The sequence below is a fragment of the Pseudovibrio sp. POLY-S9 genome (genome assembly GCF_001431305.1).
GTDB lineage: Bacteria > Pseudomonadota > Alphaproteobacteria > Rhizobiales > Stappiaceae > Pseudovibrio.
The window spans coordinates 43,620-48,438 of sequence record NZ_LCWX01000243.1 but is presented as its reverse complement, the minus strand read 5'-3'; the positions used below and the strand labels follow the sequence as shown (position 1 = coordinate 48,438).

Below are 4,819 nucleotides of genomic sequence, written 5' to 3'. Positions count from 1 at the left end.
TGTCAGCACCATCAGCCAGATGGAGAATCTGATCGGTAAGTTGGTTTGGCATGACGCCAAGCTGGATGAGCGCTTGCCGGTACGGGACAGTGACCCGCAGGAACGCCTCGCTTCGCTCTTCAACACGTTCCTCGACAAGCTTCAGAGCGATGAAAAACGGCGGAAAATCAGCGAAACATCAAACAGTAAGCAGCAGGAAGAACTCAGCAAACTCGCCACATTTGCAGAAGGTGCATTCGAAGGCCTCGCCATCTCGACAGACGGTATTATCGTAGAATGTAACCACGTGCTCTACGAGCTACTGGACTATCAGGCAGGTGAGATGCGTGGGACCAGTTTGCTGTCTCACGTCGCGCCAGACTTTCGCGAAAAAGCGCGTGAGAGCATTCTGGCCAATGAGCCGACCCCGAACGAAGTCATGCTTTTAAGCAAGTCTGGCGAGCGTATCCCAATTGAAGTTCGTGGTCGCTTGATGGAAGTGGCCGACGAGAACCTTCGTGTCTCAGCTGTACGTGATATGCGTAAGCAGAAAGAAGACGAAGCGCGCATTCTCCATCTCGCTCAGCATGACATGTTGACCGGCCTGCCGAACCGCACTTACTTCCGCGAGCGCTTCCAAAAAGCAATCGAAAACCAGGCAAACGCAGAGCAAACAATCTCTGCAGTCATGCTGTTGGATCTGGACCGCTTCAAAGATATCAATGATTTATATGGTCACCCAATCGGTGACAAGCTCATTCAGACAGTAGCTCGCCGCCTCAATGCATGCGTCACCCATCACGACACAGTCGCCCGTCTCGGCGGGGACGAGTTTGCGATCATTCAGGTCAATCTGAAGACAACGGCTGAAGTCGGTCTGCTGACCAACAAAATACTAGAGGTCCTGTCAAAGCCGATCCATGTTGGCAACAACATCACGGTCAGAACGAGCGCCAGCATTGGCATCGCGCTGATTCCAGACCATGGGACGGACCCGGATGAGCTGATGTCCAAGGCGGATATCGCGCTTTATGAGGCTAAAGAAGCTGGCCGAAACACCTTCGCGTTCTTCGAAGACAAGATGGAAGAGGCCATCCTGCTGAGAAGAACAATGGAAGGCGACCTGCGTAACGCATTGGAAAATGAGGAACTTCAGCTCCACTTCCAACCGCAGGCACGCTCGGACACCCGTTCCATTGTCGGCTTCGAGGCGCTTTTGCGTTGGAACCATCCGGAAAAAGGCCAAATTGGACCGAACAACTTCATCCCGGTTGCGGAGGAAAGTGGTCTGATCATTCCGATTGGCCGCTGGGTTCTGAATGAAGCCTGTACGCAAGCTTCTCAGTGGCCGGAGCGGTATCGTGTGGGGGTGAACCTCAGTCCGGTGCAATTCTGTGATGAGTACCTCATACAAGAAGTTGAAGGTGCATTGGCGCGAAGTGGGCTATCCCCGGAGCGTCTGGAGCTGGAAATCACTGAGAGCGTACTGATCCATGACGACCGCCGCGCACTCAATACCTTGAGACAACTCAAAGAGTTAGGCATCACCATCGCGCTTGATGACTTCGGTACCGGCTACTCTTCCCTCAGCTATCTGCGCCGCTTCCCGTTTGATCGTCTGAAGATCGACCGCAGCTTTGTCAGCGGTGTAACTCAGACGCCGGAACTGGCAGCAATCATCCGTGCTGTCATAGATCTTGGGCAGGCTCTGGGAATGGAAGTCATCGCCGAAGGTGTTGAAACTGAACCAGAATTAGAGCTGCTGCGCAATGAATCCTGCGATGAAGTGCAAGGCTTTTTGATTGGCCGTCCGCAGGTGATGGATGGCGAGATGGCAAAACATGTCAGCAATGCCAATCTGGAAATTCAGGCATTAGACCAATACATCGCAGCACTGCAGGAAACCTCTCTGAAGCTAAAAGAGATGGAAAATCAGGCAGCTAAGCAAGATCATGAGATGATTGACGCAGGCGACTAAACCCGCATTCTAGTGATGAAACAACAAGCACCAGCAGGACTTATCACCATCCTGCTGGTGCATTCACCGCCACACGGCTACGTCCGGCACCCTGCCTAACCACCTGAACCTGAACCGGAATTCGATCCTTCAGCGCTTCCACGTGGCTGATGACGCCAACTTTTCTCCCCTGCCCCTGCAGCATCTCCAGCGCATCAATGGCAAGGTCGAGGCTTTCAGCATCCAGAGAACCAAAACCTTCGTCGATAAAGAGCGTATCAACGAACGATTGGCGGCCTTCCAAACCGGAGAGGGCAAGTGCGAGGCTGAGCGAAATAAGGAAGCGTTCTCCGCCACTTAGCGAGCGTGTGGAACGTGGTGTGTCGCCCATATCGCGGTCGATGACGAACAGGCCAAGACCGAAGTCAGTCCGTTTCAGCTGATACCGTGGCTTCAGCTGATGCAGCTGTTTGTTGGCCAGCTCCACCAGCAAATCGAGAGTAACGCCCTGCGCCACCTTCTGGAACTTGGAACCATCCGCAGAGCCAATCGCTTCCGAAATCGCACCCCATGTCTTGGCAGTCTCTTTCGCTTCCAACAGCAAACCCATGATTTGCTGGGCCTTTTCCCGCGCGTCCGCATCAACCCGCAGCTTTTCAGAAAGAACGCCCTTGTTTACCTGCAACTCAGCAAGCGCCTGCTTTGACGCCTCCAACAACGAGGATAACTCTTCCTGCGGCTTCTCCGGCAAAGGCAGGGCCTCAACCGCAGCAAGCTCCTTCTCCCAGGTGGAAACAGCCGTTTGCGTTGCTAAGTAAGCGTCATCCAACATCTTCAGCTCTGAGGCCAGTGCGTCCAACTCCTGAGAGCTCCGCTCCTGCAATCTGTCATAAGCTTCTTTCGTCAGCCCCAAGCTTGCCAGTTCTGCATTTAACCTGTCAGCACAGTCGGTTAGCGCAGAGGCCGCTTTTGCTTCTGCTGCTTTTGCCGCTGCCAATCCAGCCTCAATGCGCCCAAATTCTTCTCTTGCGTTGTTTTGTGCGTTGCTAGCGTTATTTTTGCGTTCTTTTGCGTTGCTGTGTTTTTCAGAAAACGCCGCCCGATGCTCCCCGGTCGCCATCCCGCCCAACAACAGTTTCCGCTCTGCAGAGCGCTCCTGATGCAGCACGCGCAGCTGCTCCAACTGCCTCAGCAACTCGCCGGAGGACTTGACCAGTCCATCCCGCCGTTCACTCAAACCACTCGTTTTCTGTTCAAGAGATTGCAGCGCGGCAGAAGTTGTTCCCTCCTGCTGCTCCAGTAGCTCCCAGGTGGAGATACGCTCATGCAAACTCGCCTTCAGTGCTGGTAACTCGGCACCAAGGGACCCGAACACCATGCCACCAGCCAGCAGCGTTTCACCAAGCCGCTGTTCCAATCGTGACTGTGCCTCAAAGTTCTCGGTGTGGCGACCTTCCACGCCAGAAAGCTCGACCTTGATAGATGAAACCTCTTCAGCCTTGCGAGCCTGATCACCAACTGCTTTCTGGTGCGCATCCCGCAAACCACGCAGCATGACATCCAACTGCTCCAGCTCTTGACGCAGCACGTCTTCCTGAACAAGAACGGCATGTAGAGCATCAACCTGTGTCGCCGCCTGCGCAAGCACAGCGTCCAGTAGGTCCGGCGCATCAAGCAAGCCATCAAGAGCAAACGCCACCTCAACCGGCGGCGCCAAAGCAGCCCACTGTTCTTCCGCCTCAACCCGAAGCGCATCAGCCTCACTGGCATAGCGTTCCATCAGCGCAGAAGCATTTGTCTGCGATGCCTCACAGGCTGCAATCTGGCCGTTGATCTCGTCTAGGTTTCGCTGCGCAGCTGCGCGAGCTTCTTCCGCTTCCTTGCGCTGTAGAAACACGTCGCCGAACAGCGTGTCCAACGCAGCCCGGCCCTCCTGTGTATCTACGGGGTGATGGTCAGAACCACAGACCGGACATGGTGCATCATCTACCAGCTCGGCGCGCAACAGCTTTACCTGATCGCCTTGCGCCGCTTCAGCAAGAGTGGAAAGGCCGCGCGCTTTCTCAAGGGCTTCTCCCCGAAAAGTCAGTTCACTGGTCGCTTTGCTTTTCGCCTGCTGCAACCCGGTCATCTGGTCCACCAGCTTCGTCCAGGTCTCACTCTCAGCCTGCTTGTTACGCTTGGCTTTCAAAAAGTGGCGAGACGTCTCCTGCAACTTTTCAGCCCGCTGACGGAATGTAGAAAGCTGCTCCATGCTTTTACGGGCACTCTCAGCACCAAGAGCGGAAATCTCGCCCTTCTTGGCAGCAAACGCGCCTTCACACCCTCCCAGATCAGAGACAAACTGCTCCAGCTGGGCAGAAAGAGTGCTCTGGATATCGCTCAACTCACTCTCGCGCTTGCGCATCTGGGCAAGGTGCGTCGCATCTTTCGTCAGCGCAACCTGAACCCGTTCAAACTCATCCAGATCCGCAATCAGGCTATCCTGACGGTCTTTCAAAATCTTGGTCGCGCTCAATCGCGCCATCTGCTCTTTCACAGTGGCTTGCAAGGCTTTTTGCTCATCCAGAGACTTGGTGTGCTCTGCCAGCGCTGCATCCGCCTGCTTGGCCTCCGCCACAGCAGTGTCAGAGCGGTCCCGCAATTGTTTGCCTTCAACCTCAAGCTCACCCAGCTTGGTGTCCAGTTGCTCAGCTGCACTCCATTCCGGTGTCAACTTGGCAAGTTCAGCTTCCAGCTCATTGAAAACCGCATCAGCTTGTTTGGCCTGCTCTTCCTTGCCAGCAAGGTCTTTGCGGGCACCTTCCAGCATCACCCGGCTTTTTTCAGCAGCAGCACGGGTGCCAGCAACATCCTTCTCGGCCTCAACCACACGGTGGTTCA

At 54.9% G+C, this 4,819-nt stretch carries 2 protein-coding genes; one reads left to right on the top strand and one right to left on the bottom strand.

The annotated features are described in order from the left end of the window. A partial coding sequence (locus PPL9_RS33850) for a GGDEF and EAL domain-containing protein (protein WP_208989667.1) occupies window positions 1-1,957 on the top strand: 1,957 nt, incomplete at its 5' end. Window positions 1,958-2,000: 43 nt separating this feature from the next. Here the strand turns inward: PPL9_RS33850 and PPL9_RS27335 are convergent. Further along, the coding region (locus PPL9_RS27335) for an SbcC/MukB-like Walker B domain-containing protein (protein WP_208989666.1) at window positions 2,001-4,819 on the bottom strand (2,819 nt) is incomplete at its 5' end.